Source organism: Xenorhabdus siamensis, assembly GCF_037996745.1.
GTDB classification, from domain to species: domain Bacteria; phylum Pseudomonadota; class Gammaproteobacteria; order Enterobacterales; family Enterobacteriaceae; genus Xenorhabdus; species Xenorhabdus indica.
In genome coordinates this window covers 1-25,643 of the sequence record NZ_JBBMXE010000013.1, presented here as the reverse complement: position 1 = coordinate 25,643, position 25,643 = coordinate 1, and the positions used below count along the sequence as shown (strand labels likewise).

Sequence of the window (25,643 nt, the reverse complement as noted above, 5' to 3'; positions counted from 1 at the left end):
GGTTTCCCTTGTCTTTTTCATCAGTTTTGATAGCAGTGTACGCAGTTCCGATACGCTCAGGGCTATCAGCCCCTCCGGTGTTTTTTTCTCCTGTATCCTCAAAACAGCCAGAACCGCATGGGCCAATAACGACAGCGTAATATGCCGGTACCAACTTTGCCACTGCCGGACTTCGTAGTGATCCAGCCCACACTCACCTTTTGTCTCCTCAAAACCGCTCTCAATTTCCCAACGATATCCAACCGCCTGAACCTGTATCTTGAGGTCAGCCTGATCTCTGCGGGCATACACCACATAGTAAGCCCGTTCTTGCTTTTCATCCCGGCTACTCCGGACCAGCAGATAATAATTATAACGCCGTTCTTCTTCACTTATCTGCAAACGCCAGAGCGGGGCCTGTGCCCAGTCATACCAACGCTCTCCCTTTGTCCCTAGCTACGCAGACTGGGTTTCCCAATCGTCGGGCGTCAGACTGGTTGCAATCACGTCCGCTTGGGGATCGCTAATACAAACGGTTGATACCGAGACTCCAGCCAGTATCGCAGGCGACGGTCTTGACTATAAACCGTATCGGCGTTCACTCATCTACAAGGGACACCAGCATCTGCAGGGCAAGCTGGGAGTTAGTTCACGAACCCGGATACGCAACTGCAGACGCTCCGTGTCGACCGGCCGCCTGCTTTAGGATGTCTTTTTCCATTTCTAGGCGTTTTCCCTGTTTTTCTAAGAGCCTGTTCAGAGTCTTTTCAATAAGATAACCAAAAAGGCTAAATTGATCATTTGTAAACTGGTATTGAGTTTCCGTTCACAGTTCTTCCAAAGTCGTCTGTACTTCTCTAACCAGCCGAATGAGCGCTCAACGACCCAACGTTTGGGGAGCACAACAAATGCCTGTAATTCAGAGTGTTTGGCAATTTTAACAGATGCACCACACAGCAATTTGACCGCCAGAGCAAACGCATCTCCCGTATAACCACCATCGGTCATAAGACATTTGACTCGTGCCAGTTGACGGTGATGTTCAGCTAACGCATCCAGTGCCCCTTCCCGATCAGTCACATTGGCTGTCGTCACGGCCACTGCATGGGGAAATCCTTGGCTATCTACCACAAGGTGCCGTTTTATTCCCTAGATCTTTTTCCCCGCATCATAACCTTTACACTGGGCTGTATCGCTGTTCTTCACACTTTGTGCATCAACAATTAAAAATGTGCTCAGCGCATCACGGCCTGTTTTTTGTCTGGCCTTTTGTACCTGATTTTTTTAAAGCCTGCTCCAGAAGACTACCGGATTCACTGGGTTCACTCCAAATCTGATAGTAATAATGGACAGTGCGCCATTTGGGAAAATCAGATGGCAGCATGCGCCATTGACATCCACTTTTCAGCAAGTAGAGGATGGCACAAAAAACCTCGTAAAGTTCGATTTTACGAGGTGCCGTTCGTTTACGGGCTTGTTCAAACAAAGGAAGTTTTCGTTCAAACTACTCTCGGGTGATGTCACTTGGGTAGCCTTTTCTCATCCGTAAATTATCAGGGTTCAATGGGTTTTAGTAAAGACTCTGAACAAGCTCTAATACTACAGTCGTAGCCCACATTGTGTCATGATAGCTATCTTCTTTCTTCCTCATCCTAAGGGAGGTGCCCTTGGCCTCACCTGTCAATCTCTGGGAACAGGAGCTTTTGCGGGCTCATTCCCGTCTGCTCCCACTATTTTGCTCTGCCAGTTCTCAGCAACGTTGTCTGGCGTATCTTCGTGGGTTACTCAGCGATGTTGAACGTAAAAACGGCTGGCAACTGGCTGAATGGCTGGGTGAACGCTCACCGGATGGCATTCAATATTTTCTGGAACGGGCCCATTGGGATGCTGAAGCCGCCCGCGATATCTTACGTGATTATGTCACCGCACATTTGGGGGATGAGCAAGGTATCCTCATTATCGATGAAACCGGTTTTATCAAAAAAGGGACGCATTCTGCCGGCGTGCAGCGTCAGTATAGTGGAACGGCGGGACGGATTGAAAATAGTCAGATAGGGGTTTTCCTGTGTTACGCCGGCAACGGCGGTCATGCCTTCATTGACCAGGCTTTATATCTGCCTAAACAGTGGACGGCGGATCGCCCCCGCTGTGACGCCGCCGGCATGCCTGACTCGGTCAGTTTTGCGACGAAACCCCAACTCGCCCGGCACATGCTGGCGCGCGCATTCAAGGCCAATATCCCCTGTCGCTGGGTCACCGCTGATGCGGTCTATGGACAGGATCGTCGCTTGCGATGCTGGCTGGAATCTCAGCATCAACCGTTTGTCTTAGCGATCCCCAAAAATGAGCGCCTCTGGTGGCAAACACCGCACTACACCCGAGCAGACACCATTGCAGCCAGTCTGACCGCTGACGACTGGGAAAAACAGTCAGCCGGGCTGGGAACAAAAGGCGAACGTTGGTATGACTGGGCACGGATCCCGCTCTGGCGCTTGCAAGTGAGTGAAGAGGAACGGCGTTATGGCCATTATCTGCTGATCCGGCGTAACCGGGATGAGAAGCAGGAACGGGCCTACTATGTTGTCTATGCTCTTAAAGAGCAGGCCGTTCTTAAAACGTTGATTCAGGTGGCCGGACATCGCTGGGAAATCGAAAGCGGTTTTGAGGAAACAAAAGGGGAATGCGGTCTGGATCATGACGAAGTCCGGCAGTGGCACAGTGGGTATCGGCATATTACGTTGTCATTATTGGCGCATGCGGTTCTGGCGGTTTTGCGGATACAGGAGAAAAAAAACGCCGGCGGGACTGATAGCCCTGAGTGTAGCGGAACTGCGTAAGCTGCTGTCAAAACTGATGGAAAAGGCAGGAGAAACGAAAGAACAGATTTTATTTTGGTCAGACTGGCGACGACGACATCAGTATCGCGCCCAACAATGCCATTATCGCCGCCGAGAGGAATATCTGATCATGGAACAGTTACGACTGTAGTACTAAGGCTTGTATCTAGCGTTGTTCGGGCGTCAGTACTTTCCTGACCAGCGTTATACTGGCGAACCCATTTTTCCAGCGTACTGGTATTGATCCCCAATGAACGGGCGACATCGACAGCCCGTTGTTGATGGAGAGTAACCTATTGAACCGCTTCCAGCTTAAATTCAGCTGAATAGTGGCGTTTGGTGAGTTTCACTTTCATTGTCACACCTTATTGTCATTTGATTAACATTAACGGGCTTTTGAGGTGTCCGGAATTATCATGTCACTACAGGCGGTATCATGACAGCGCTACCTTGCAGAGATGTGCTGTGTCTATATTTCACTCAATTTTGTAGCTGTGGAAAGTTTTTAGAGATTCCCTGAAGTATGAAAGGTCAGCCTGCCTTCATGATTCATGCTGGTAAGTCAGCTTTCGAGAATATTATATTTAACGAAAATCGACGAATTGAATACGTGATGTTGGATTTATTTGTTTTTTATATATTATTTGTTATTATTGCATTTGAGATAATATTATTTACTTTTAATTTTAAAAATATTAATTTTGTAATATTAACTATTTTAAATAATAAAAACAGATATTATTTTTATTACCAGTTAAATTCTGATTGATTTTTTATTATTTTTTAGATGTTTATTCTGGGAATTGCATTTTATTAACTTATTTATTTTTTAAATTTGATGTGATTTTGTTTTTGTGTTTTTTGGGGTGAGTAAAGGTTCTTATATATTTGGCCCATAAATCATTAATTAATAAAATTAAATTTTAGATGATAATATAGAAAATGGTTTTTCATATACTAATTTGGGATAGTTTTATCATAAATTTTTAAGGTGGTAACTTTAGTCTTTAAAAGTGAGATATAATTCATTTTATGAATGTGTTTTTAATATTTATCTTCCGACTAACATTAAATAGTTACTATTACGTTTACTTCAAGGAATAGGAGCTTGTGCTGGTATTACATTAAGTCGCGCCATCATTAATGATTTAATGGGTAAAGAAGAGGCAGCTAATTTGTATCTGATAATTTTTCCTTTCGTGGGAATGTCACCAGCAGTGGCACCAATGATCGGTGGATTATTAAACGAACACTATGGCTGGAAAGCTTGTTTTTTATTCCTTATTTTATTTATAACTATCATTATTATATTGTGTTTATTAGTATTGAAAGAATCATTACCAATAGAAAAGCGTCAAAAGTTGAATGTTGGATGCGTATTTAATAATATTTATAATGTTTTTATAAATAGAAAATTTCTTTACTATGCTTCGATACCTTGTTTTGCTTACACGGCATATTTTTCTTATCTGATAGAATCACCTTTTATTCTTACAACTATGGGGTTACCAGAAAAATACATTGGTTACAGTTATATCACGCTGTCTTTTAGTTATGTATTAGGTAATATTACCGCTAAGAAATTAATGGGTCGCCGGAGTATAGAAAAAACAATTCATTATGGCTATATATTTTTTACCACTGGAAGTATTGCTTTTACAGTACAAATGCTTTTAAGCCCTTGCCCATTATTAACTTCAATATTGACAGTATCGACATTAACTTTTGGTAATGGTTTTTTGCTTCCGCTTGGTACAGCATCGGCAATTTCCACTAATACTCAAGTCGCAGGAACCACTTCCGGTGTGATGGGAACATTGCAATTAGGTAGTGCAGGATTAGCTTCACTTTTTATTGGTTATATATCTCAACATGAGCCTATGAAAGTGGCAATGATTATCACGATTGTTGCTCTTGTAGGTAATGCAATTTATTTATTTGGATATAAAAAACTAGCAATTATAACTAACAAGGAATAAAAATGGTTAATAATATAGATGTAACATTACGTGATGGCGGATACCTAAATAATTTTAATTTTACAACAGAATATGCAAAAAAACATGTTAAGTCCCTGACTCAAGCTGGTGTTGAGTGGTTCGAAATTGGTTATCGTAATGGATCTTTTAAACCTATTTCAAATATTGGTATAACCGGTATATCTCCAGATAGTTACATTAGTGATATTCATCAGGCAGTACCAGAAGCAAAATTGGTAATCATTGCCCACCCACATAATATTAATGCTAATGATATTTATGCAATGAAGGCGAATGGTGTTAGTTTGCTTAGATTATGTATTAAAACAGACAACCCACAACCATGTTTAGCATTATGCGAAATCGCTCGAGCAGCCGGAATTGTAGTGAGTATTAATTTTACACGAGTAAGCCAGATTTCTGTAAATAAGATTATCGAAACTATTAGGCTATGTGAACAGGCTGGTGCTGACATCATCTATCTAGCAGATTCAAATGGAAGTTTATTCCCAGAGCAAGTATCACAATTATTTCATAGTATAAAAACCATTACTCAATTGCAATTAGGATTCCATCCTCATGATAATTTAGGACTGGCTACATCGAATAGTATTGAAGCTATGAAAGCCGGAGCCAACTTTATTGATAGCTCTTTATCTGGAATGGGGAAAGGGGCTGGAAATCTCAATTTAGAAAGCTGGCTTTCATTTCTCAATCTGAGTCAGGGGATTCAGAAATATAACCTTGAATACGTATTTGAACAATGGAATGAACTGCAATCTCATCATTGTTTTACTGCATCTAAACGCGATATTATTGATGTAATGATGGGAATATATAATTTGAGCGTGGAAAATAAAACAGCTCTTGAAGAAGAATTACATAATGGAATTAATTATGCATTTCAGTTTATTAAATCTTTGCGTGGAGCAACGGTGTGACACCGTATAATAAAACCAGATATTTCAGCCTCGAAGCAGTAATTCTTTCTCCAATAATGCCACTTTGGGATCATGGGAATTTTTGTTCATCCTTAACTTCATTGTTAGAGAATATGGGATATAGGGTATCTATTATTGATACATTATCCCTAATTAACCCTGTTAAACTCAATTTTATTGATCCTGATGATGCTATTGATATTATTGAACATGAATTAGTTCAGCGTTTTTCCAAACCTTATCTACTTATTGGCTTTGCGATGGCTGGTACTTTGGTACAGTTACTTGCACCGCGTTTAAATGAGTTAACAGGCGTAATTTCAGTGAGTGGTCCTGGGTATGCAGATATATTACTTAGTAATAGATTAGGACAATTGATAACATTATTGAATGAAAATCAGCTGAATGAAGCAATCTCAGTATTGCATGACTTTGTTATTCCTAAAGGTGGAACTCCACTTCCCCCTATGTCCGATATACCAAATCATTTAAGAGAAATTGCTCAGAGACGTTTAATAGTAGGGTTCTCATTACTGCTACAATTGGATGCTAGAGCAACATTATGCAATTACAAGGGAAAATTCTTGAGTATAGTGGGTGAATGTTCACAACTAGCCACTGTGTGTAATCAAGTGCTGAGTGCTAATCCCATGCATTGTTTTGTTGTTGTAGACGGAGCAGGAATGAGGCCTTGGGATGATAAACCGAAATTTGTTAACAATATGATTAAAGATTGGCTCAGAATATTATGAATAAAAAAATTCTTGTTTTACCAGGAGATGGTATTGGTCAAGAAGTATGTGATGCTGCTCTACCTGTATTCAAAGCCTTAGAGCTTCCTGTTACATTAACAATAGGCAATATTGGTTGGACTTGTTGGGAAAGAGAAGGTAATCCTGTACCTGAAAGTACTTGGGAACAAATATCTTCAGTTGATGCTGTATTGCTTGGGGCCATTACTAGTAAAGGCAAAGAAGAGGCTCTACAGGCACTTCCATTATATCTTCGCGAAAAAGCAGGAAATTATGTATCACCCGTGATCCAATTACGTCAACGTTTGGGGTTATACGCAAATATTCGACCAGTACGTTATATCGAAGGGGAACGTAAACCTTTTCGATGTTGTGTTATTAGAGAGAATACAGAAGGATTATATGCGGGATTCGATTTTAAAGGAATTCCCACTACTATAGCAGATTGGTTAACTCACCCTAATATAGACAAATATGGCCCTGAAGAAGTGGGATGGTCAGTCCGCTTGCAAACACGCTTTGGTTTGGAGCGGTTGTTTACTACTGCTTTTGAGTATGCGAAGGAAAATAATTACACACGTGTAACTTTTGCTGATAAACCAAATGTTATGAGGGAAAGTGGGCATTTTGCAAAAGTTATTTTTGATACTATTGCAGCAAACTACCCAGAAATAAAAGCAGATATTCACAATGTAGATGCAGTAGCGCTGTGGCTAGTAAAAAAGCCACATGAATTTGGCATCATTGTTGCTGAAAATATGTTCGGGGATATTCTGTCGGATTTGGCTGCAGGAGTTATGGGCGGACTTGGTTTAGCACCTAGCGCTAATATAGGTAGCGATATTGCTTACTTTGAACCAGTTCATGGTAGTGCACCTAATATGGCCGGTAAAAATAAAGCCAATCCGGCAGCAATGTTTTACACAATAGCACTGCTATTAGAACATATTGGCTTCTCTGATGCAGCCATAAAAATTAATCAAGCGGTAGACAGTGTAATACGTGAAGGGCGAACCGTAACTTATGATCTGGGAGGAAATGCAACAACCCAGCAAATGGCACAGGCTATTATTCATACTCTGAGGAAAGAATATACCAACAATTTTGCGTCGATTATTACAATTGGTAATGAACTCCTGAGTGGTCAATATTTAAATACAAATCTTCAGCATATTAGTAATTATCTCCTAAAACAGGGGTATAAGATAAAACAGCATCAGGTTTGTGCAGACGATATACACCAAATTGCTACAGCAGTAATTCGTAGATTGGGGCAAGATGCGCTTATTGTTGTATGTGGTGGACTTGGTCCTACGCCAGATGATAAAACCCGTGAGGCTATAGCTAGAGTAGCAGGACAGACTTTAGAAATGCGGGACAATATCTGGGTGGGAATACAGCAACAGTTAAAAAAGTTAGGTGTATATTGTGACTCTTCGGATCAAGTTCAGGCAATGTTTCCAACCAGTGCAAATATTATCCTCAATGTTGCGGGAACAGCCCCTGGTTTTAGTCTTAATGTGGATGGGAGCAAAATAGTCGTGCTACCTGGCCCACTTTCTCAGATGCAGCTAATGTTGTCAGAAGAATACTCGATTTCACCGGCGGTTGGAGCAAGGGAGTTAAACTACCAATGGACATTGATCGGTATTAGTGAAAGCAAGGTAGGTATGTTGGTGAATTCATTTTTCGACGATGTTGAATGCGATATCAATTATCTGTGGAAAGCCCCTTATGTAATAGTACAAGTCACTACTCCTGCAGACCTTCCTCTTTCTGAGCAGAAATTAACTGACTTTGGTTTTATGTTTGATGGAAAATTGGTTAGCAACTGCCAAACAACAGCGATGGAAAAACTCAAGGAAGAATATTGTATTGATTGGTGTACAGATGATGCTGAATTACAGGAGTATTTACGTATTGAGTACCCAGTGAATTATACTCAAAAGCCCCTTTCAGTGAGTGTTACGGCCTCTCCTTCTATACAGACATTTTTGCTTGATGGAGAAATATTAGGAAAAATGACTTTAACAACCATAGATAATGATGGATGTGAGCACTCTATAAGTTTTCCGTGTAATAAATTACTACTCAGACAAGTCATAGCCGAATATGCGGCATGGAGTGTCATGTGTGCCCGGACATCCAAGGATGAAATCTAATGAAAACTACACAATTTGAGCGAATCAAAGAACGTTTAATGGCGCTGGACAGTGCAGCTATATCGGATGCAATGGATAGTTTATATATTCCCACAGGGTTGGCTGGGATTGTGCCACGTAACTCTGGAATTAAAATGGCTGGGCCTGCGTTTACCGTACGCTATGAACCTATTATTCCAGAGCAAGGTAGGTTTCTTAATGCTGGAAACTATATTGATGAAGTACCTTCTGGATACGTAGTAGTAGTTGATAATCAAGGACGTACAGATTGTACCAGTTGGGGGAATATCCTGACGTCTAAGGCTATACAAAAAGGAATCGCTGGTTCTGTAATTTATGGTTCAGCTAGAGATTTATCTGAGGTACGCAAACTGGCATATCCTTTATTTACGACTGGGGTTTACATGGTATCTGGAAAAAATCGGGCTCAAGTTGTAGAAATACAATGTACTCTGAACATTGGAGAAGTAATGATATCTCCTGGAGACTGGATTTTTGCTGATGATAATGGTGCGTTAGTCATTCCACAGCAACATTTATTGACAGTTATAGAACGTGCTGAAAATGTTGATAAAACTGAGCAAGCCATAATTGAGGCAATAATTAATGGGGAGGATTTGGTCTCTGCTCGTGAAAAATTGGGATATGCTGTGCCTTGGAAGCCTGCATTATGAATAAAAAGTTCATAGAATACTGGGCGAAAAAACTTCATTTTTTGGATGTTCATTATCATGCACGGCCTGATAGTTACATTCGGCGGTATAATGTGCTGGAAACTGGAAGAGAATATGCGCGCCATAATGGCGGCGTTGTACTTAAAAACCATTTGGGGAGTGTTGCTGCTTTATCCTCATTGGCTCAAGAGGAAGGACTTCCAGTTTTTGGTTCAGTTGTTTTGAATGCGGTAGCTGGGGGGTTGGCGCTCAATCCAGTAATCCAGGCACTGAGTCAGTATCAGTTTTATGAAGCGCCTAGATTATTAGTTCATTTACCAACTATTGTTCCAACAGGTCATAAAAGTGTAATGAAACGTGCTTGGTCAAATGCTACAGCACAAACTTTTGCCCAGCAATATTTATCTATTGTCGATAACAACGGACGCGTACGTAAAGAACTTCATGAATTAATTGACTTTGCACAGCAGCATAATGTTGTTTTGTCATCGGGTCATGCTTCTGGTTATGAAATTATGCAACTTATTGATGTGATTATTGCCAAAGGTGGTTGTAAGTTTATGCTTAACCAACCAGCTAGTCCGATGACGGGTTTAAAGTTTAAAGATATTAAAGAGTTGGGTGTTTATGAATGGCTCTATGTAGAACAGACAGCGCTGACAGTTTATCTCGGTTATCAGACAATTGACGATTTTTTTGAGGTATTATCAGAAGTAAATAATGTAGTTTATAGTTCTGATCTTGGTCAGCCATCACAACCAGATATTGAACAGTGGTTGAGTGATAGCCAGTGTTGGTTTAAAACAGCAGGTCTTAGTGAATCACGTATCCGGGATATATCTTTATTGAATCCGTTGCGAATGTTAACTCCTAATTAATCGGAGTTTTATCTAAGCCGTCACTAATTAATGACTCATGAACAGGAGAAATTTAGTGACGGTTAATGAGCAACTGTCTTTCACTTTAAACTGTATGGAACGATTCATCCCATGGTTTATTTGTTTTTATCATTGCATTGAGAATGACCAGTAATTTACGCATACAAGCAACGATGGCGACTTTATATTTGGCTTGCCTGCTTCGGTTAATCTCTTGTAGAAAGCGCAGAGAACAGGATTAAACCTAATAGCTGTTAACGTAGCCATATAAAGCATTCGACGCACCATTGCTCTTCCTCCCAAAATTGTTCGTTTTCCCCGGAAGAACCCAGAATCCCGATTAAACGGTGCAACGCCAACCAAGGCACTAATTTCACGGCGGGTTAATTGACCCAACTCCGGGACATCGGCGATCAAAGTGGCTATTGTGGCAGGACCCACGCCTTTTACTGTCGATAATAAATCGAGTTTGGAACGATGATAGGCCTTGATGTGTTTAGACAACGCCAATTCAATGACCTTAAGTTGTTCTTGTATGAAGCTGATCATTAAAGTGATGCTTTCTCGAATGTCTGGATGACAACTTCCTAACCTTTGGCGCTCCGAGACGGAAAGTGTGACTAATTGGCAACGGCGTGTGATCATGGCTTGCAGCACTTGTTGCTGAGCAGAGGGCAACACTCTGATTATTTTATCCCGATCTGTTTGTTGCGATAAAACCAGGGCTAACTGTGCCAGCATTTGAGCATCTATTTTATCGGTTTTGGCTAGATATCCCATTGCCTTAGCAAAATCACGGGCTTGTCGGGGATTGACGATAGCAACAGCTAGCCCTCTGGCCTGCAAAACACAAGCAACGGGCATCTCATAACCCCCGGTTGCTTCTAATACAACTAAATCAATCTCATAGTTAGCCAAAGTAGATGCTGGTTGATCATGGCCTTCAGGGGTATTTGGGAATGTCATGACAATGCCCTGTGTACTAAGCGCAATTTCGAGTGAAGCTTTGGCAACATCAATACCGACACAAATCGTTTCAGTCATGGTTCTTCGGCGCCCATTCTTGCCAATGCGAATTTTATTTCAAGCAACTGTTCGGGTTTCTCGAAGAAAAGTAACAATCATGCGTCGAAAGCTCATTAACGGGCTTAATCCCTTGATGGTTATCTGACTGCATGATTGTTGCCAATCTCACTTAACCAGCATAAACCAGATTAAAGATACAAGATGGTCACCCCCACCTTAATAGCAGTACGCTATTAATATTAAGGTGAATCCCTTAACGGAGAGGCCATCATGCAAAACGTCACGCTTATTGGTATCGATCTCGGAAAGCATTCCTTCCATGTCCATTGTCAGGATAAGTCCGGTAAGGCTCTCCTGCGCAAAAAGTTTACGCGTACTCAGCTGATGCAGTTTCTGGCTGGATGCCCGGTAGCGACTGTTGTAATGGAAGCCTGTGCCGGCTCTCATTTTATGGCCCGCCGTATCTCTAATTTTGGACATGACGCTAAACTGATTTCTCCACAGTTTGTTCGCCCATTTGTCAAAAGTAATAAAAATGATTTTGTTGATGCTGAGGCGATATGTGAGGCCGCCTCACGACCATCAATGCGTTTTGTCCAGCCGAGAACAGAGACCCAGCAGGCAATGAGAGCGCTACACCGGGTCAGAGAATCACTTATCAGAGATAAGGTAAAAACCACTAACCAGATACATGGATTTTTGCTGGAATTTGGCATCAGCTTACCAAAAGGTGATGCGGTAATTAGACGACTCTCTCTGGTGCTGACAGAACACGAAATCCCTGAATATCTGGTGCGTTTGCTGATGAAATTACATGCCCATTATCTTTACCTTGTTGCGCAAATATCAGAGCTGGAATCTGAATTAGAGCAGGCAATCAAAGTAGACGCTACAGCTCAACGTCTTATGACAATACCCGGTGTTGGGCCGATTACCGCCAGCTTACTCTCATCCCAGCTCGGTGACGGTAATCAATTTTCATGCAGCAGGGATTTTGCAGCCTTAACAGGACTTGCCCCCCGACAATACAGCACAGGGGGCAAATCAACCCTGCTGGGTATCAGTAAGCGAGGTGATAAAAACCTGCGCAGGTTGCTGGTTCAGTGCGCCCGCGCGTTCATGATGCGGCTTGAGCATCAGCAGGGCAGGCTTGCTGAGTGGGTTAGGGAACAACTTAGTAAGAAGCATTCGAATGTGGTTGCCTGTGCTTTGGCAAACAAGCTGGCACGAATAGCATGGGCAATCACCACTCAGCAAAATGAGTATCAGGCATGATATATAGCGGTCTAATTCAGCAGGCTATTTATTAAGCAGTTAAATACAAGTTACCCATCTGGTTTTGCGAAGACTGATTATTGATGACATGAACGGCCAGTCGGCCTGATGAATAGCCTGACAAAAAGAATGGCTCATTGAAGCCGAAGGGCTTTTTAGGTTCATCAGGCGCGGAACTCATCGTGGCGCGGGCATCCTTGCCCATTGAGACGCCGGATAGATTTAAGCAAGCCCATCATAGGTCAAAAATCAGTGTTGCAAAAATGGGGGTGACCATAGATCTTTTTGGGCACCTGTCAGATTAATATTCATGGACGCGATTCTGATCTGATACGAATGAAAAATCAAGTATCTTCAATTACGATGAGGATATTGAGATAGACTCTAAGTTATATTTTTTTAATTAAGCATATCTCACGAATTTCGCAACCAAGAATATTAACCTTTTTATATTTTCCAGAGGGAGTGAAGCCAATTTTTTCATAGAATTTTAAAGCTCTAAAATTATCTTCTATAACCCATAGCGTAACAAATTTGAAACCTGATAATTTCAATTCTCCAAGAGCAGCATATATTAATTTTTGGGAATAACCCATTCCCCAATAATTCTGATAAAAATAAATGGCAAAAATTGATCCAGTATTAGGGTCATCTCTTGAAACACCAAATGAACAAAATCCAAATGTTTCATCATCATATTCAGCAATAAGAGTTTTAGGAAAACCAGTGTCAGAACGATTTAATCTTTTATACCAAGATTTTACTTTCTTATGGACAGACAGATTCCCAAGTTTCTTTTCTGGAATAATATGTTTATAAGCGGCTTGCCATGATTTAACATGTAATAATGCAATTTTCATTGCATCATATACACATGCTTTTCTGATTTTAAATATCATAATAATAAAACATTCTGGTATTATCTGTGAGAATAAAATTGTTATAAAAATTAAAACATAGTGTTAAAGTTTAAATGAGTTGGGTACGGGGATAGGATACTATTAAAATAAGACTGATGTTTAGTATAGCCGAACTTATCTTCCATGAAATGGAAATAACGCGTGCGAAGACATTTTGCAAATTTTAATAAAATTTCTTGTCCACCATCTGTTTGTGCAGCATTATTTTCTGAGTTATAAATTTCATCAAGAATTTTGAATAAAACACTGCTAATTTTATTAGTATCAACGTTGATAGAAATGTTATCAATCTCAGCGACGTTACTCTGGATAAGACAACTGAACCAAAAAAGACCATTCTCAGCATCAGAACTGGCTAAAATTCCGCCAGATGATGAATTTTTCCAATATCCACTTCGAAAAGAACGAAGTAGGCGTTCAGCTAAAATTAATTCTTGAGTGATAGGTACTAATTCACCAAATAAATCCTTACATGATTCCAGTAAGAGCCAGACAGACATATCAACACGAAATTCCTCAATACCTGCATAGACCAAACCCAAGGGTATTTTTTTTACTGCTGCACCAAATAAGGGGATCGGTCCAGAACCATGTAATAATTCATGAAGAGTCAACCACAAAACAAAGGCTTGGTCTAATTTTTCTTCGGAAATATTGACTAAAATACTCGAGGCACCATTAACCATGAAATGCTCGTTAAGTAATGGAGCAGTTAGATGATTAAATCGAATTTTGATAATGTTATGAAAAAGAATTGAGCGACGATAGTTAATTTGTCGTGTAGAATCGCTCCAACCAGAAAAATAAAACGGGCTAAATAGAGCTATATATTGCCCAAGGCCACGCCTGAACGCTCCTTCGATTAATCCAATATCATAAAACTCAATATGACGCCCATGAAAATCGAGCGGGGTTCCAAAAATACGGCTACCCAGTATATCAAGATTATTTTCAATAATATCAATTAAGTATCTAATTTTAGATGTACGACATGCTGCTAGCAAGCCCTGTTCAGCAGGTTTACCTTCCATTGCTCTTATTAATCCCAGAAATACAAAACATTGAGCATCTCGAAGTTGCCCGAATTCGGCAACGGCGTCATCCCAAAAGCCACTGTTCAGTCCATTGAGGATACATCGATTAAGTTCAGTTTGAGCCTGTAATATTGGGGAAGGCAGAACAGCCTGAAACAAATCTGCTACGTTAACATAGTCGCTTTCACGGACTGCAAGACAAAGTTCATGCCAAGGAAGAGAAAAATTTAAATCTAATCCTACAGGTAATTCGATAATTGCATTAGTTAAATTTTTCATTTTGTGTCTCCAACGATAAACACCAAGTAATAGCCGTCTCGTCAATAAGAAGGTGAGGATCTTGAGCATCGATTAAGTAATCAATAGATAAGTTTAATCCCAATGTTTTTGCAACAAAGCGAGCTTGCTCATTAAGATGACCTAAGTCTAAAAAAAGGTCTTTCCAGGCCCAGGAGTGACGATAACGCCATTGATATTGTTCAAAATTCCATTTGACCCGAATGAAGGCAAAGAAATTTTGACCATCACATTTTTCCGAAGAAACTAAAATTAATGAATGATATCGCATATTATATTCATAAATCTCAACGTAATTATTATTGCTAATAGTTACGTTTATCCTGAAAGGATGACGGCATCCCTTTGACGGTACAGCTTTAAGAACTACATCTAAAACATCGAGAAAACGTGCTAATCGAAGTTTCCCAAGTGTCCAAAAAAGCAAAAAACCAAGCTTCTCAAATTTTGTTATCGGTTTATAACCTGATGGATAAAATGCAGGATGAGGAAGGCGTCCTGTTTTAATATGAGAGTTCATTAAATAAGTGGATGGTGGAGGCGATATATTTAAATATCTTTCCATTTGATATCGGTCTTGATTATATACATCTGGTTCTGAGTAGTTTGCATGGTAAAGAAGAGATTTACCACAAATATAACCAGCAACATCAGTTTCAGATAATGGAAAGGAAAACGTATCTGTCCAAACTGATTCTCTATCAGAAAGGTCAAATAACCCAAGTTGTTCTAATTGGTCAATAATAGGCCACCATAACTCTTCATTCCAATTGAGATCAACCCTAATTGATTCTAAGTTTATTAAATTATCAGTCTGGCATAGTTTATTTATAAGCCGAAAGATTTCATCATTTGGCTCCGATATCTTAGCTTTCCTTAATTGGGCTGGATTACAAGTATACCATTCACCAGATGCAATAATCATAGTGAAAAACTTACTAATTTTAATATGGTTATTTATGAGAAAGGGTGAAGGCATTTTATTCTCCCATTCCAACAAAAAGGAAGATTGGCAGGCAGGAAGCATTGTACTGACTGAAACCCGAATAACTCAGACAATGGCGTTGAGCGATCTATAATCAAACAATCACTTATATTTTGCTTAATTGCATTAGGAGAAATAAATGAACCAACATCATTCTTGTCCGCATCATGAAATTTTAGCTGCTTAAGTGTTTCTTGAGCAACTTCCTTCATCATATTAGCTTCAAAGCCTGAAGATATCTTGTATTTATCTTCGTAGACTAATTTTGGCCATATTTCAAAGGAATGTACAAGTTGTCCATACAATTCGTTAATAGCATGCAATCTTGCTTGCTGGTCAGAAGTATCAACACCACAACCTGTGATTAAAGCAGGGCTGTTGATACCATCTCCCAAAAATAATACCAGATAAAAATTGAAAGCGTTTTCTAGATTGATGTGAGAAAGCCAGATAGAACCGCCTATCTGCTCAATGTATGAAGCCAGTTCATTTCCTATAATATCAACATTTGCCATATGTACAGAAGGTAAACCGCTTCGCCAAATATCCTTCAAAATAGCTCGTTCCAAAGCTTCATGGAATCCGTTCTGTACTGCATTTTCATATAAAGAATGTACGGCCATTCCAGTAGAGTCGGGGAAAACCAAAGGTTCTTTGACAGTAGCCAAAGATTCGAGCTGTACATATTCTAGAGGTAAAAAACTTTGGCTATCATCTATTTTATTTTTGCATGTTATCCACCAACGTGGATTATCAGTTTCATGGCGAAGCTCTAAAAGATTAGTTACTGAAGAATGTATATGTCCTTTTAATTCTCTTGATGATGCAAAATGAATTTCTTCAGCAGGTCGACAAAAAGCGCCTACCCGCTCTATCGCCTCTGCACGAGCTTTTAAAAGAGCACAATCAGGGTTGGGATCTATACCTCTGCCAACCAATAAACGCGTAGTGCCATCAAAACATGAGACATTCAATATAGCTATAGCTATAGCTATATGTAGTAATACTGTATTTGAGATATTTGATTTTAACCACATCCTAGCATAATCACTGGGCAAGGTTCCATCAGGCCAAGAATATCCATATTCACGGTAAACTGTGGGAAGTTGACATAATGGATTATCAAACCATTCTGATAAAAAGGCACGGGTTTTATTATCATTAGACATAGATCACCCTTCTATTTTCTTGCCTAAAACCATGGCATAGACCACACACTCCCATGGAAAATCAAGACGTAATGTTGAAGCACAGAATTCATCGTCAAAGCCACCAATAACAATGTGTGGGACATTCATCTTAGTCGCGGCTAAACAAGCATTTTGGGCTATATGTCCTGTTTCTAATAGCATGTAGCGGTAGCCACGATCACCATATTTGGGACAAATTTTCAACAATTTTCCTACCCACATGATAATTGCTGATGCAGATGAATAATCAATATGGCGTGTACGAAAAAGTAGAGAAAAATCGGATGGCAAGCTTATTTCTTTATTTTCAATTAGCTGAGTAGTGAGTGGATCGTAAGTAAAAGCTGCCATCGGCAAATCCTCTACTTCCCGACAAAGTACTAAAGATGAAACAGGAAATAACCCCCCAGCTGAGGGAGCAGTACGACATAGCCCTACAGGACTATCGTGTATAATACCATTAGCACACCATAAAATATCTAACAAGTCATGAAGTGTGAGTGGTATTTGACCAAATTTGCGTGCGGACTGTCGAGAACGCAAAATCTTTGAAAAATCAGATAATCGAGCATCATATGGTGAATAATCTGTTTTTACATTGCTTCTTTTCGACTCAAAAATTAAATCCTCGAATGAAGAAGATGGTTCATACAAATGACCGAAACTTGATATAAAGTGAAAAGCCAAGCTTGCCTTCGAATGTTTTGGGAAGCGATCATCAGAAATATCATTCCTATCAACCGATTGCGACGACATATAGAGGTGCCTCCTCATAGCCATTCATACCCATGATACGGTTAGCATAGTCATCCTCAAAAGCTGGAGTCAAAAAAGTACTGAAATGAAAAGCCGTTCCAAGGAGTATATATTTTTGAGCTAATTCAGCTGTATTTATCATTAGAGTTCGATATGCTCTAGGGTGACGATATCTATACATATAGCGCAACCAAATTGCAGATATCACAAAAGCACAAGCACAACCCCGTATACGTTCTTGTCCAATACACATTTGGATTAATTCGTCACATAGATCGCCATGACGTATGAGTACTACGTGATGATCTAATGGGTCATAGTGATAGATACCTGGCTCTAAACCAGATACATTGAATGCGAAGAAATAGCTTTCTAATGCTGAGAATGATGAATTAAACAGCCTTTCAGGCTGATTTTCGAGATACTGTTCTGCTTCTTTCCTTAATCTACGCGTTTCAATATTGGCGAAATGCAGGATTGTGCTTAGATAGTGTCGTCATAAATAAATTCATGTAATATAGGGTGATTATTACATGAATTTATTTATGACGACACTATCTAATCAATTCAAGTGAGTAACTTCACGTTTCTGACATTATTTTCAGTATCAGAAAATGAATTACCGCTTGATTGTACTGTTTCCATTGGTTAGCGTAATCAGATTTATCAATGATCCGGTCGCTTGTAAGGATCACCTCCGGGCAGCGACAATCACACTCCCGTAGCCTGCAAGGGAGTACACGACAATGTGGTACATCTGCGCCCCTTTGGAAGCAGATATCGTCAGTCTGATGACGATGAAGGTTTCTTAATCTCATTCATCATGGCCAACAGGCCAGTCACCCAACGGGGAACACGTTTCCCATTGGGTCAGGTGTTCTCCGTTGTTTTTATCAGGAGAATACCATGCAACAAAATACTACCCCGGCCACAGTGCACACTGTGTCCCCGGCTGAACGCTCCCCTTTTGCTGAAATTTTTCCGCACACCGGTTCACTGGAACTGATGTTGCTGGAGCACACGTTCATTAAAGCTGCTGCCGTGCTGTGTGACGATGACCGGTGTGACCGATGGCAGTACCGGAAGGTGTCAGACCGCATCGCCTATATCGTGCCGGCACGGTCGGATTCCGCTGTGGTCAACGTGGGTACGACTGACTTTAACGGTGAAGTCTCCGCCGATGCCTTTGGGCTGATGGTAACCCTGAGCGTGTTGGGTTATCTGACGGCGCTGATGAAGCTGGACGGATACGCTGAGCGGTTTTGCGCCCTGCGTGAATATGCGCTGCAACATCCTCAGGCGCAATATATCCGGGCAGCGTTGGGCTTAAAGGGAGAACGTGATGCCAAAGAATGAACTGATTATGCTGGACAGTCTTGCACTGTCAGGCGTGTTCCCCGACAAAACCCCGCTGGAACGGTTATTTCTGGGGTGCCTGCTGGCGAATACCGTATCAACGTTATGCGGCGGTGACCAGCCTGAACAATGGACAAGCCGGCAGGTGTCTGAATCGCTGACTTATCTGGTGCCGACACGGGCGGAAACGTATTCCGTTTATCTGCCGGACATCCGATTCACGGCCACGCTTTCAGCCGATGCCTTCGGGCTGGCGGTGACGGCCATCGTATCAGCCCGTATCTCGGTGTTGGATACCCCGAATGAGGAGGCGTACCGGTTCTGCGCATTGCAGGAGTATGCACAACAGCACCCGGAAAGCGGCCTGATAGCTTCGGTCATGACGCTGAAACCCGGAGAGGACGTTATCAGTCCGTTACTTATCCACAACAAAAATAAACATCATTAACGTTATCAGCCCATGAGGCTGTTAACCCTTTTCTTAAGCGCCTGACCAGGGAGCCGAAAACACCTTCCTGATATCGGGCGGGTGTTTTCTTTATTTGACATTCAATCAAGGAAATACCGATGAACCCGATTTTTTTACCGGCATCAGATGAAGCCGGTACGACATTCCATGAAGACATTTTTACCGTGCAGGTCACTGGCCTGATGCAACACCCGCAAGCGAGGCAATCACTGCGGGAAGAAACCCTGACCGTGTGCGAAGCAGCCTCGGTAACCGAAGCGGTGCAGCGCCTGAAAGTTATCCATTTACTGGGTGACTGGCCGGTGCCGGAAACGTTATCTCATCAAACGCAGGGCGTTTTTTTCCCGCTGACCGTGATGATTTATGACGCCGGGGACAGAAAAGTGCTCGGTGGCCGGTTTTATGACGAGATTGTCTGGGCGCAGCCGGTGACACGGGCATCAGAACGCCTGTCACTGGAAAAGCAACAGCAGCAGTTGTGTCAGTCAGCCGTGCTTGAGCAGGGGTGGCAGAATACAGAGGCTGCCCGGGCATTATGGCATAAGGCGCATTTATTGTCGCTGCATGCGGTTTCGCCCTGTTACCAACAGTGCCGTGAAGTGCAGGATATTCTCCGGCACGGCACGACAGTCAGCGTTTAACCCATGAGGTATGACTATGGCACCTTTACGTTTAACCGTCTGGCAGGTGATTGCCGGTACGCTGCTGAAGCGGCATTTTGGCCTGAACCTGGAGGACACGGCGCTGTGTGAAACAGACACGGTCGCTGAACTGATACAAAACGGCATCCGGCCCTCTGAGGCCATTAACGAATTAGTCGATAAGTACGATTTAACCCGGCTGAATGCTCCGGTCATCACGCACAGTACGCCTTACCTGGAGGTGCATGACGAACTGATGGTCATTTTCGACAGTCAGCTGGCTGATGTTTTCAAACCGGATAGTCACTAAATCCTTTTTTACTTACCCAACGGGGGAACTGACTCCCCGCCGGGACAGTTCCTCCTTTATTTAACATTATCAATCAAGAGGAACTTAACCATGGCAGAGTGGATCACGAATCAACTGGACATCACCGGCAAATCCGTTTGTATCGATGTGATGCAGCAATGGGTCTGTGGCGAAGAAGCGCCCCGTTACCGTCAGGCAGTCTTGCAGAGTCTGCGGCTGTTTCTGGCCGGGTGCGCCGGGATACTGAAACCCACCAAACCCCAGACTTATGCCCCGTATCCGGAACTGGTACGGGGGACGGCGGCCCCGACGGCGCAGCATCTGGCCTTTGAGCAGTGGCTGATGTTGTTACAGGATAATGCGCTGCTAACCGGCGACACCATTAAACATATCGACCATCTGTACCGTCAGTCGGGTCTCAGCCTGCTGCGCTGGGAGAATGTACCGGCGCCGGCGCGTGACATCATGGCTTCTCTGCTGATCCGCCAGTATACCGACTGGTTCGGTATGGTGAGCTGGTCTGAGACGCCTGATACCGGCGCCTGCTGGGACAGGCTGAATGTGTCTCCGACATCCGCCCAGCCCTGCGATATGCTGATGATCATGCCGACCCGGTTAGCGACCGAGATTAACGGCAGCAGCGGATTGCTGAAAGGCATTGCCTCCACCGTACAGTTCTACGACGAGCACTACGGGCTGGAATGGCCGTTCGGTCACCATGTCCGCTGGGAACGGCGTAATGTCAGCAGCTTAACCGTGCGTTTTGATTCACCGTGGGCACCGCCCTCTGCGGAACTGATGGGGGAACTGTCAGCGATGTTTGATTGCGAGATCCGCCATTGGTACAGCGAACCGTCAGGAAGCCTCAAAGGCTACGATTGTTATGATCAGGGTGAGCATGTAGACAGCGGTAACGGCTTACCCGGACGCGAAAACCGGCCTGCATTCTATCTGGTTAACGGTGAACAACCCGAAATCAGTCAGGCACTGCCGGCGATTGCTGTCGGACAGTAGCGATTTGTTCAGTACCTTATTCTTTATTTTCACTTCAACCGAAGGGGGAAGCACGTTCCCCTTCCGGGGCGTGTTTTCCCTATTTTTATGCGACAAGGAAAACACGCCATGGCGTCTCGTACCGATTACCAACAGGAATTTATCTCGCTGTTTAATCAAACCGCCCGCTATCAGCCTCGTTATCAGGTCTTCCGGGATTTTTGTCACTGCGCAATGGCGGCCATTCACAATAAATATTGTTTCAGTGAGGAGCTGGAGCAGTTTTATCTGAAAACCATCAGGAAATATGCGCGGGAAGATGTTGACCGGATTGTAAAACTCTTTTCCACTGCCGTGCTGGCACTGGCAGAAGCGCCCGGCGATTTTCTCGGCACGGTGTTTATGCGGCTGGAGCTGGGGAATAAACACCTTCAGCAGTTCTTTACGCCCTGGAGTGTCGCCAGAATGATGGCGGAGATACAGTTGCAGGATGTTTCCGCACGCTTGCAGGAGAAACCCTTTGTGACCCTGTACGAGCCGGCTTGTGGGGCGGGCTGTATGACACTGGCCGCTGCCGACGTCTTGAGAGAGCAGGGGCATGATCCGTTATGCAGCCTGTGGGTGTCAGCGATTGATATTGATCCGCTGGCCGCGGTGATGGCTTACGTCCAGCTTTCTCTGGCCGGCATTCCGGCCGCGGTGACTATCGGCAATGCGCTGGATGATGGCGGCAGCAAACGGACACGTTACACGCCGGCCCATTATCTGGGTAACTGGTCGAACCGTTTACGGGAGCATCAGCAGCCACAGGCCGCCTGAATTTTTTCAGCCTCTGTTCTGTTACTCTAATGCGCCTTTCGGGGCGCTTTCTTATTTTCGAGTAGTTTTAATATATTGATTTATAGTGAAAATTAAGGTGATCCGATAAGCGAGTCGGTGGGTGAATCGAGTCAGTTTAATTTTCATTTCCGTAAAAAGAGTTTTTCCTTGTTTCAGACCGGGATTCACCGACACTGAGCCCAATTTGAACCGAAAGAGGAAAAGCCATGTTTCAGCGTTTTAAATCGCATTTTGCCCGCCAGTCTGCCACACCGCAAAAATCATCCGAACAACAACCGGAAGCCATTCGTGACAGCCGGGGCTATTTCCGGCCGCAATCGGTGGATAAGTTACTGGCCACCCCACTGCGCCGTCAGTGTCTGACGCAATTATGGCAAAACACTGCCTTGCCCGAAGGGCTGTATCAGCGTTTTTATCTCGCACCGGTGAAGCAATTGCTGAGCCGTGTCCAACAGGTGCCGGCAACACCGGAAGGTAACTGGTCGGGCAGCGGGGATTTTGCTGACCTGACGCTAAAGTTTACCACCTGTGCCGTGCGGCTGGCGAAGGGACATCTGTTACCCCCCGGGGCCGCACCGGAAACGCAGGCTGCCCAGAGCCTGCTATGGCAGGCGGTTGTGTTCTGGACGGCATTATTTTACCACCTGCCGTTGTTGCGGCAACTGGAAGGGGAGCTGGATGATGGACATGACTGGCAGCCGGGTGTCTGTATCCCCGGTAACCCTTTTCGTTTCCGCTTTCGCACACCGGAAAATGCCCTGACGGTGCCACAGGAAGCCTTGCTGGCCGCCAGTTTGTTACCGGAAAAAGCCATCATGTGGCTGGTTTCCGTGCCGGAAGCCTGGCATTGCCTGATGTTGCACCTCAATGGTCGTCCCTCCTCCGTCCCCCTGATTGACGCGTTGCTTCAGGACGCAGCCGGGCAGGTGCATTCCCCGCTAGTGAAACAGGGGGGGGTGCCAACGGCAGCCGAAACTACCCTGGCTTCCGAAGCTGGTACAAGGCCGGAAACCCCATCGGCTGCTCCCGCAACTGAAATGAAAAGTCCCTCTCCATCGACGGCCGACGATACCCGGACGTTATTGTCATTATTTCAATCCAATGATGAAGTTTCATTGCTCATTAATGCAAATGAGAATGATAACAATTTGAAAATAAGCAAACGCACAGGCAGGCCGTCAGAAAATGTTGCTCCTGCCGGGAATGAGTCGTCATGATATTAACAATGAAACAATTTTAGTTTGTAATTAATTTTAACGGAATGATTAACGGCTTTCTATATTGAAAAGCCGCCGGGTTGGGTTGTTGATAACAGGAAAAAATGATGCACGGAACAGAAGAAATAATGGGCTGGGAAGAATTATTAGACGAGTACTTTTTTTCACATATCCTGAGACCGGATACCGAGTGGAGTTACCGTAAAGTGGCGAAGGGATTTACCCAGTTTATGGGGGAAGCGGCCTCACCAGCGCAGGTTATTCACCGGGATGTGCTGCGGTGGCGGCGCCATCTTCTGGTGGAGAAAAAACAGTCGAGCCACACCTGGAATAATAAGGTGGCTCACCTGCGGGCGATCTTTAATTTCGGCATGGAACAAAAACTGCTGCCCCACACCGAAAACCCGTTTAACAATGCGGTGGTTAAAAAAGAGAAGAAAAAGAAGAAGATTTTGAGTCAATCGCAGATAACCCGTATTAATCTGTTGATGGGAAAGTTTGCTGAAGAAGAAAGAACCGGGGTGATGCCACGGGGAGGGCGTTGTGCTCTGTATCCGACCTGGTATTGGTTAACAGTGCTGGCGACATTGCGCTTTACGGGGATGCGCCAGAACCAGTTACTGCACCTGCGGCTGCGGGATATTAATCTGGAAAGCAATTATATTGAACTGGGGCTGGAAGGCAGTAAAAACCACAGTGAATGGGAAGTACCGATTATCCCGCCGCTCAAACCCCGGCTGGCAAAATTAGTGGAAAGGGCGATGGCTGCCGGCGCTAAAGCCGACGATCCGATTTTCGATCTCAGCCGGTTAAGTGTGCCGCACCCCAGCCGGCTTTCCCGTTACCAATATGATATCAACCGGGAAAAACAGCAGCTCCGTTCTTTCTTTCGCCGGCTGTCCAGAGAGTGTGATTTTGCGGTCTCGCCCCACCGTTTTCGTCATACCGTGGCCACGACATTGATGAAATCGCCGGATCGGAACCTGCCGTTGGTAAAAAGATTACTGGGGCATCGTAATGTCGCGACCACAATGGAGTACATTGATCTCGATATGGAAGTAACGGGCAAAACGCTGGAGCGGGAATTGGGTTTGTACACCGATCGTTCTGATGATAAGGAATAAAACGGATTAAAAAGAACAGGGCGGCTTTCAGTCTGGAGGATGGTATTGACTGAACTGCCCTGCATCAACAATGGATGGTATATGGTATGAAAAGATGATTAATACCGGACTGGCATCCCGCGAAGTTTTCACCTCACTTGACATCAGAATCAATTACTGAAATCATTACCTTAAACAAGAAAAGGGTAACTGTTAAAATAGCTACCCTGTTATCTTGTCTTAAATGTTCTTCTCAACTAAACAGTACAAATTGAACTGATTAGGATTTAACATTTAATTAACGATTGATTCTTTTTCGCGCTTTTGTCAGGAAATTTAACAACCTACGACAAACCCGCATGGAAACTTGGTGCCGGAGGCGGAATCGAAAAACATTATAACTTGTTGAATAATCAAAGTATATAACCTTGCCTTCCTTTTATGCCCCTTTTAATGCCCCTAAGTTTTTTTGCTTGCTTTTTATTATATATCTGACTGATTTTTCTTATTTATATTACTAATTGTGTACTTTTAAATCATCTTAAAGCAAAAAAGCCGTGAGGGTTAAAAATGGTCAAATTGGGCTGCCATTTTGATCTCAGGGCTTGATATAAAAAAATATTCATTTTTATGACATCTATCACAAATTACAGCGAGTTATTCCTGTGGCTTAGAGCGTGCTTTCCTTTCTAATAATTCTCCAGTATAAGAATCGAAATAACGGCTGGGCCAGATCTCTGAGGGATGGATGCCAAGGTAATCTGCAATGATCCATTCACCTTTCGGCCACGGTCTGCTGAATGCATTTGCCAATGTCGATGAACTGAGTCCTGCCTCACGAGAAACCGCTGCTAAGGTTGTCCCGCGTTTGCGCAATGCTGCGATGATATCGGCCTGATGCCAGTCATTTTGAACATTATTGTTATTCATTCCTGCTACCCCTTCCATTAATTAATATTGATGGTGGCGATTCAGACAGGGTTTGCAGACCGGCACTTATTCCGGCGAGGCATAGCCTCCCCAGCCTGA

Annotated in this window: 25 protein-coding genes and 5 pseudogenes; 17 read left to right on the top strand and 13 right to left on the bottom strand. The window is 43.1% G+C overall.

The annotated features are described in order from the left end of the window. Nucleotides 1-81: 81 nt before the first annotated feature. Together AAC852_RS20040 and AAC852_RS13735 are read right to left on the bottom strand one after the other, a co-directional pair. Nucleotides 82-605 (bottom strand): annotated as a pseudogene (locus AAC852_RS20040) (IS701 family transposase); the annotation flags it as partial. Between the two features lie 130 nt (nucleotides 606-735). Next, nucleotides 736-1,465 (bottom strand): annotated as a pseudogene (locus AAC852_RS13735) (IS5 family transposase). Between the two features lie 181 nt (nucleotides 1,466-1,646). On the opposite strand from AAC852_RS13735, the gene AAC852_RS13730 reads away from it, so the two are divergent. Together AAC852_RS13730 and AAC852_RS13725 are read left to right on the top strand one after the other, a co-directional pair. Further along, nucleotides 1,647-2,816, top strand: a complete 1,170-nt coding sequence (locus tag AAC852_RS13730; RefSeq protein WP_340621505.1) for an IS701 family transposase — start codon at nucleotides 1,647-1,649, stop codon at nucleotides 2,814-2,816. Between the two features lie 16 nt (nucleotides 2,817-2,832). Next, nucleotides 2,833-2,967 (top strand): hypothetical protein, encoded by a 135-nt coding sequence (locus tag AAC852_RS13725; RefSeq protein ID WP_340621504.1) that lies wholly within the window; start codon nucleotides 2,833-2,835, stop codon nucleotides 2,965-2,967. Here the strand turns inward: AAC852_RS13725 and AAC852_RS20035 are convergent. After that, a pseudogene (locus AAC852_RS20035) lies at nucleotides 2,945-3,079 on the bottom strand (transposase); the annotation flags it as partial. The gene AAC852_RS13725 and the pseudogene AAC852_RS20035 overlap by 23 nt on opposite strands. Before the next feature lie 825 nt (nucleotides 3,080-3,904). On the opposite strand from AAC852_RS20035, the pseudogene AAC852_RS13720 reads away from it, so the two are divergent. The 6 genes and pseudogenes from AAC852_RS13720 to AAC852_RS13695 form a co-directional block, all read left to right on the top strand. Beyond that, nucleotides 3,905-4,795, top strand: a pseudogene (locus AAC852_RS13720) (MFS transporter); the annotation flags it as partial. Nucleotides 4,796-4,797: 2 nt separating this feature from the next. After that, entirely contained in the window at nucleotides 4,798-5,736 is a 939-nt protein-coding gene (locus AAC852_RS13715) for a beta/alpha barrel domain-containing protein (protein ID WP_340621503.1), read from the top strand. Beyond that, a complete protein-coding gene (locus AAC852_RS13710) occupies nucleotides 5,733-6,488 on the top strand; it encodes a hypothetical protein (RefSeq protein WP_340621502.1) in 756 nt (251 codons plus the stop codon). The genes AAC852_RS13715 and AAC852_RS13710 overlap by 4 nt, the downstream gene beginning before the upstream one ends. Next, a complete protein-coding gene (locus AAC852_RS13705) occupies nucleotides 6,485-8,650 on the top strand; it encodes an isocitrate/isopropylmalate family dehydrogenase (RefSeq protein WP_340621501.1) in 2,166 nt (721 codons plus the stop codon). The genes AAC852_RS13710 and AAC852_RS13705 overlap by 4 nt, the downstream gene beginning before the upstream one ends. Continuing rightward, nucleotides 8,650-9,324 (top strand): RraA family protein, encoded by a 675-nt coding sequence (locus AAC852_RS13700; RefSeq protein ID WP_340621500.1) that lies wholly within the window; start codon nucleotides 8,650-8,652, stop codon nucleotides 9,322-9,324. Before AAC852_RS13705 ends, AAC852_RS13700 begins: the two co-directional genes overlap by 1 nt. Further along, nucleotides 9,321-10,202, top strand: a complete 882-nt coding sequence (locus AAC852_RS13695) for a DUF6282 family protein (protein ID WP_340610499.1) — start codon at nucleotides 9,321-9,323, stop codon at nucleotides 10,200-10,202. Before AAC852_RS13700 ends, AAC852_RS13695 begins: the two co-directional genes overlap by 4 nt. Nucleotides 10,203-10,287: 85 nt before the next feature. On the opposite strand, the pseudogene AAC852_RS13690 reads toward AAC852_RS13695, so the two are convergent. Beyond that, nucleotides 10,288-11,246: pseudogene (locus tag AAC852_RS13690) on the bottom strand (IS110 family RNA-guided transposase). Between the two features lie 252 nt (nucleotides 11,247-11,498). Between AAC852_RS13690 and AAC852_RS13685 the strand changes: the two are divergent. Then, on the top strand, nucleotides 11,499-12,503 hold the full coding sequence (locus tag AAC852_RS13685; RefSeq protein ID WP_340621499.1) for an IS110 family RNA-guided transposase: 1,005 nt from the start codon (nucleotides 11,499-11,501) through the stop codon (nucleotides 12,501-12,503). Nucleotides 12,504-12,534: 31 nt separating this feature from the next. On the opposite strand, the gene AAC852_RS13680 is transcribed toward AAC852_RS13685, so the two are convergent. The 8 genes from AAC852_RS13680 to AAC852_RS13650 all read right to left on the bottom strand — a co-directional run bounded on the left by AAC852_RS13680 (nucleotide 12,535) and on the right by AAC852_RS13650 (nucleotide 18,503). Beyond that, nucleotides 12,535-12,708 (bottom strand): hypothetical protein, encoded by a 174-nt coding sequence (locus AAC852_RS13680; RefSeq protein ID WP_340621302.1) that lies wholly within the window; start codon nucleotides 12,706-12,708, stop codon nucleotides 12,535-12,537. A 184-nt stretch (nucleotides 12,709-12,892) separates the two neighbouring features. After that, nucleotides 12,893-13,363: a GNAT family N-acetyltransferase gene (locus AAC852_RS13675; RefSeq protein ID WP_340621498.1), complete on the bottom strand. Its 471-nt coding sequence runs from the start codon at nucleotides 13,361-13,363 to the stop codon at nucleotides 12,893-12,895. An 89-nt stretch (nucleotides 13,364-13,452) separates the two neighbouring features. Beyond that, nucleotides 13,453-14,736 (bottom strand): hypothetical protein, encoded by a 1,284-nt coding sequence (locus AAC852_RS13670; protein WP_340621497.1) that lies wholly within the window; start codon nucleotides 14,734-14,736, stop codon nucleotides 13,453-13,455. Next, entirely contained in the window at nucleotides 14,720-15,733 is a 1,014-nt protein-coding gene (locus AAC852_RS13665) for a nitroreductase family protein (RefSeq protein ID WP_340621496.1), read from the bottom strand. The genes AAC852_RS13670 and AAC852_RS13665 overlap by 17 nt, the downstream gene beginning before the upstream one ends. Next, entirely contained in the window at nucleotides 15,712-16,908 is a 1,197-nt protein-coding gene (locus AAC852_RS13660; protein WP_340621495.1) for a YcaO-like family protein, read from the bottom strand. Before AAC852_RS13660 ends, AAC852_RS13665 begins: the two co-directional genes overlap by 22 nt. 3 nt (nucleotides 16,909-16,911) lie before the next feature. Next, a complete protein-coding gene (locus tag AAC852_RS13655) occupies nucleotides 16,912-17,685 on the bottom strand; it encodes a SagB/ThcOx family dehydrogenase (protein WP_340621494.1) in 774 nt (257 codons plus the stop codon). Beyond that, the gene (locus tag AAC852_RS20030; RefSeq protein WP_422824302.1) at nucleotides 17,666-17,938 is read right to left on the bottom strand and encodes a nitroreductase family protein; all 273 of its coding nucleotides are present in this window, start codon (nucleotides 17,936-17,938) and stop codon (nucleotides 17,666-17,668) included. Before AAC852_RS20030 ends, AAC852_RS13655 begins: the two co-directional genes overlap by 20 nt. Before the next feature lie 328 nt (nucleotides 17,939-18,266). Beyond that, nucleotides 18,267-18,503, bottom strand: coding sequence for a hypothetical protein (locus AAC852_RS13650; protein ID WP_340621493.1), 237 nt, complete (start codon nucleotides 18,501-18,503; stop codon nucleotides 18,267-18,269). Nucleotides 18,504-18,591: 88 nt separating this feature from the next. On the opposite strand from AAC852_RS13650, the gene AAC852_RS13645 reads away from it, so the two are divergent. The 8 genes from AAC852_RS13645 (at nucleotide 18,592) to AAC852_RS13610 (ending at nucleotide 24,635) form a co-directional block, all read left to right on the top strand. Further along, nucleotides 18,592-19,041, top strand: a complete 450-nt coding sequence (locus AAC852_RS13645; protein WP_340621280.1) for an antirestriction protein — start codon at nucleotides 18,592-18,594, stop codon at nucleotides 19,039-19,041. Continuing rightward, nucleotides 19,028-19,489, top strand: coding sequence for an antirestriction protein (locus tag AAC852_RS13640; RefSeq protein WP_262947098.1), 462 nt, complete (start codon nucleotides 19,028-19,030; stop codon nucleotides 19,487-19,489). The genes AAC852_RS13645 and AAC852_RS13640 overlap by 14 nt, the downstream gene beginning before the upstream one ends. Nucleotides 19,490-19,608: 119 nt before the next feature. Beyond that, nucleotides 19,609-20,151 (top strand): hypothetical protein, encoded by a 543-nt coding sequence (locus tag AAC852_RS13635; protein ID WP_340621492.1) that lies wholly within the window; start codon nucleotides 19,609-19,611, stop codon nucleotides 20,149-20,151. Between the two features lie 16 nt (nucleotides 20,152-20,167). Continuing rightward, nucleotides 20,168-20,461: a TA system toxin CbtA family protein gene (locus AAC852_RS13630; protein ID WP_340621491.1), complete on the top strand. Its 294-nt coding sequence runs from the start codon at nucleotides 20,168-20,170 to the stop codon at nucleotides 20,459-20,461. A gap of 90 nt (nucleotides 20,462-20,551) precedes the next feature. Beyond that, the gene (locus tag AAC852_RS13625; RefSeq protein ID WP_340621490.1) at nucleotides 20,552-21,475 is read left to right on the top strand and encodes a DUF1281 domain-containing protein; all 924 of its coding nucleotides are present in this window, start codon (nucleotides 20,552-20,554) and stop codon (nucleotides 21,473-21,475) included. 108 nt (nucleotides 21,476-21,583) lie between these two features. Beyond that, complete coding sequence (locus tag AAC852_RS13620) at nucleotides 21,584-22,273, top strand: N-6 DNA methylase (protein WP_340621489.1); 690 nt, start codon at nucleotides 21,584-21,586, stop codon at nucleotides 22,271-22,273. Nucleotides 22,274-22,500: 227 nt separating this feature from the next. Next, nucleotides 22,501-23,511 (top strand): TraI domain-containing protein, encoded by a 1,011-nt coding sequence (locus AAC852_RS13615; protein WP_340621488.1) that lies wholly within the window; start codon nucleotides 22,501-22,503, stop codon nucleotides 23,509-23,511. A gap of 107 nt (nucleotides 23,512-23,618) precedes the next feature. Continuing rightward, the gene (locus AAC852_RS13610; RefSeq protein WP_340621487.1) at nucleotides 23,619-24,635 is read left to right on the top strand and encodes a tyrosine-type recombinase/integrase; all 1,017 of its coding nucleotides are present in this window, start codon (nucleotides 23,619-23,621) and stop codon (nucleotides 24,633-24,635) included. Nucleotides 24,636-25,271: 636 nt separating this feature from the next. Here the strand turns inward: AAC852_RS13610 and AAC852_RS13605 are convergent. Continuing rightward, nucleotides 25,272-25,544 (bottom strand): helix-turn-helix domain-containing protein, encoded by a 273-nt coding sequence (locus AAC852_RS13605; protein ID WP_141554520.1) that lies wholly within the window; start codon nucleotides 25,542-25,544, stop codon nucleotides 25,272-25,274. Between the last annotated feature and the right edge of the window lie 99 nt (nucleotides 25,545-25,643).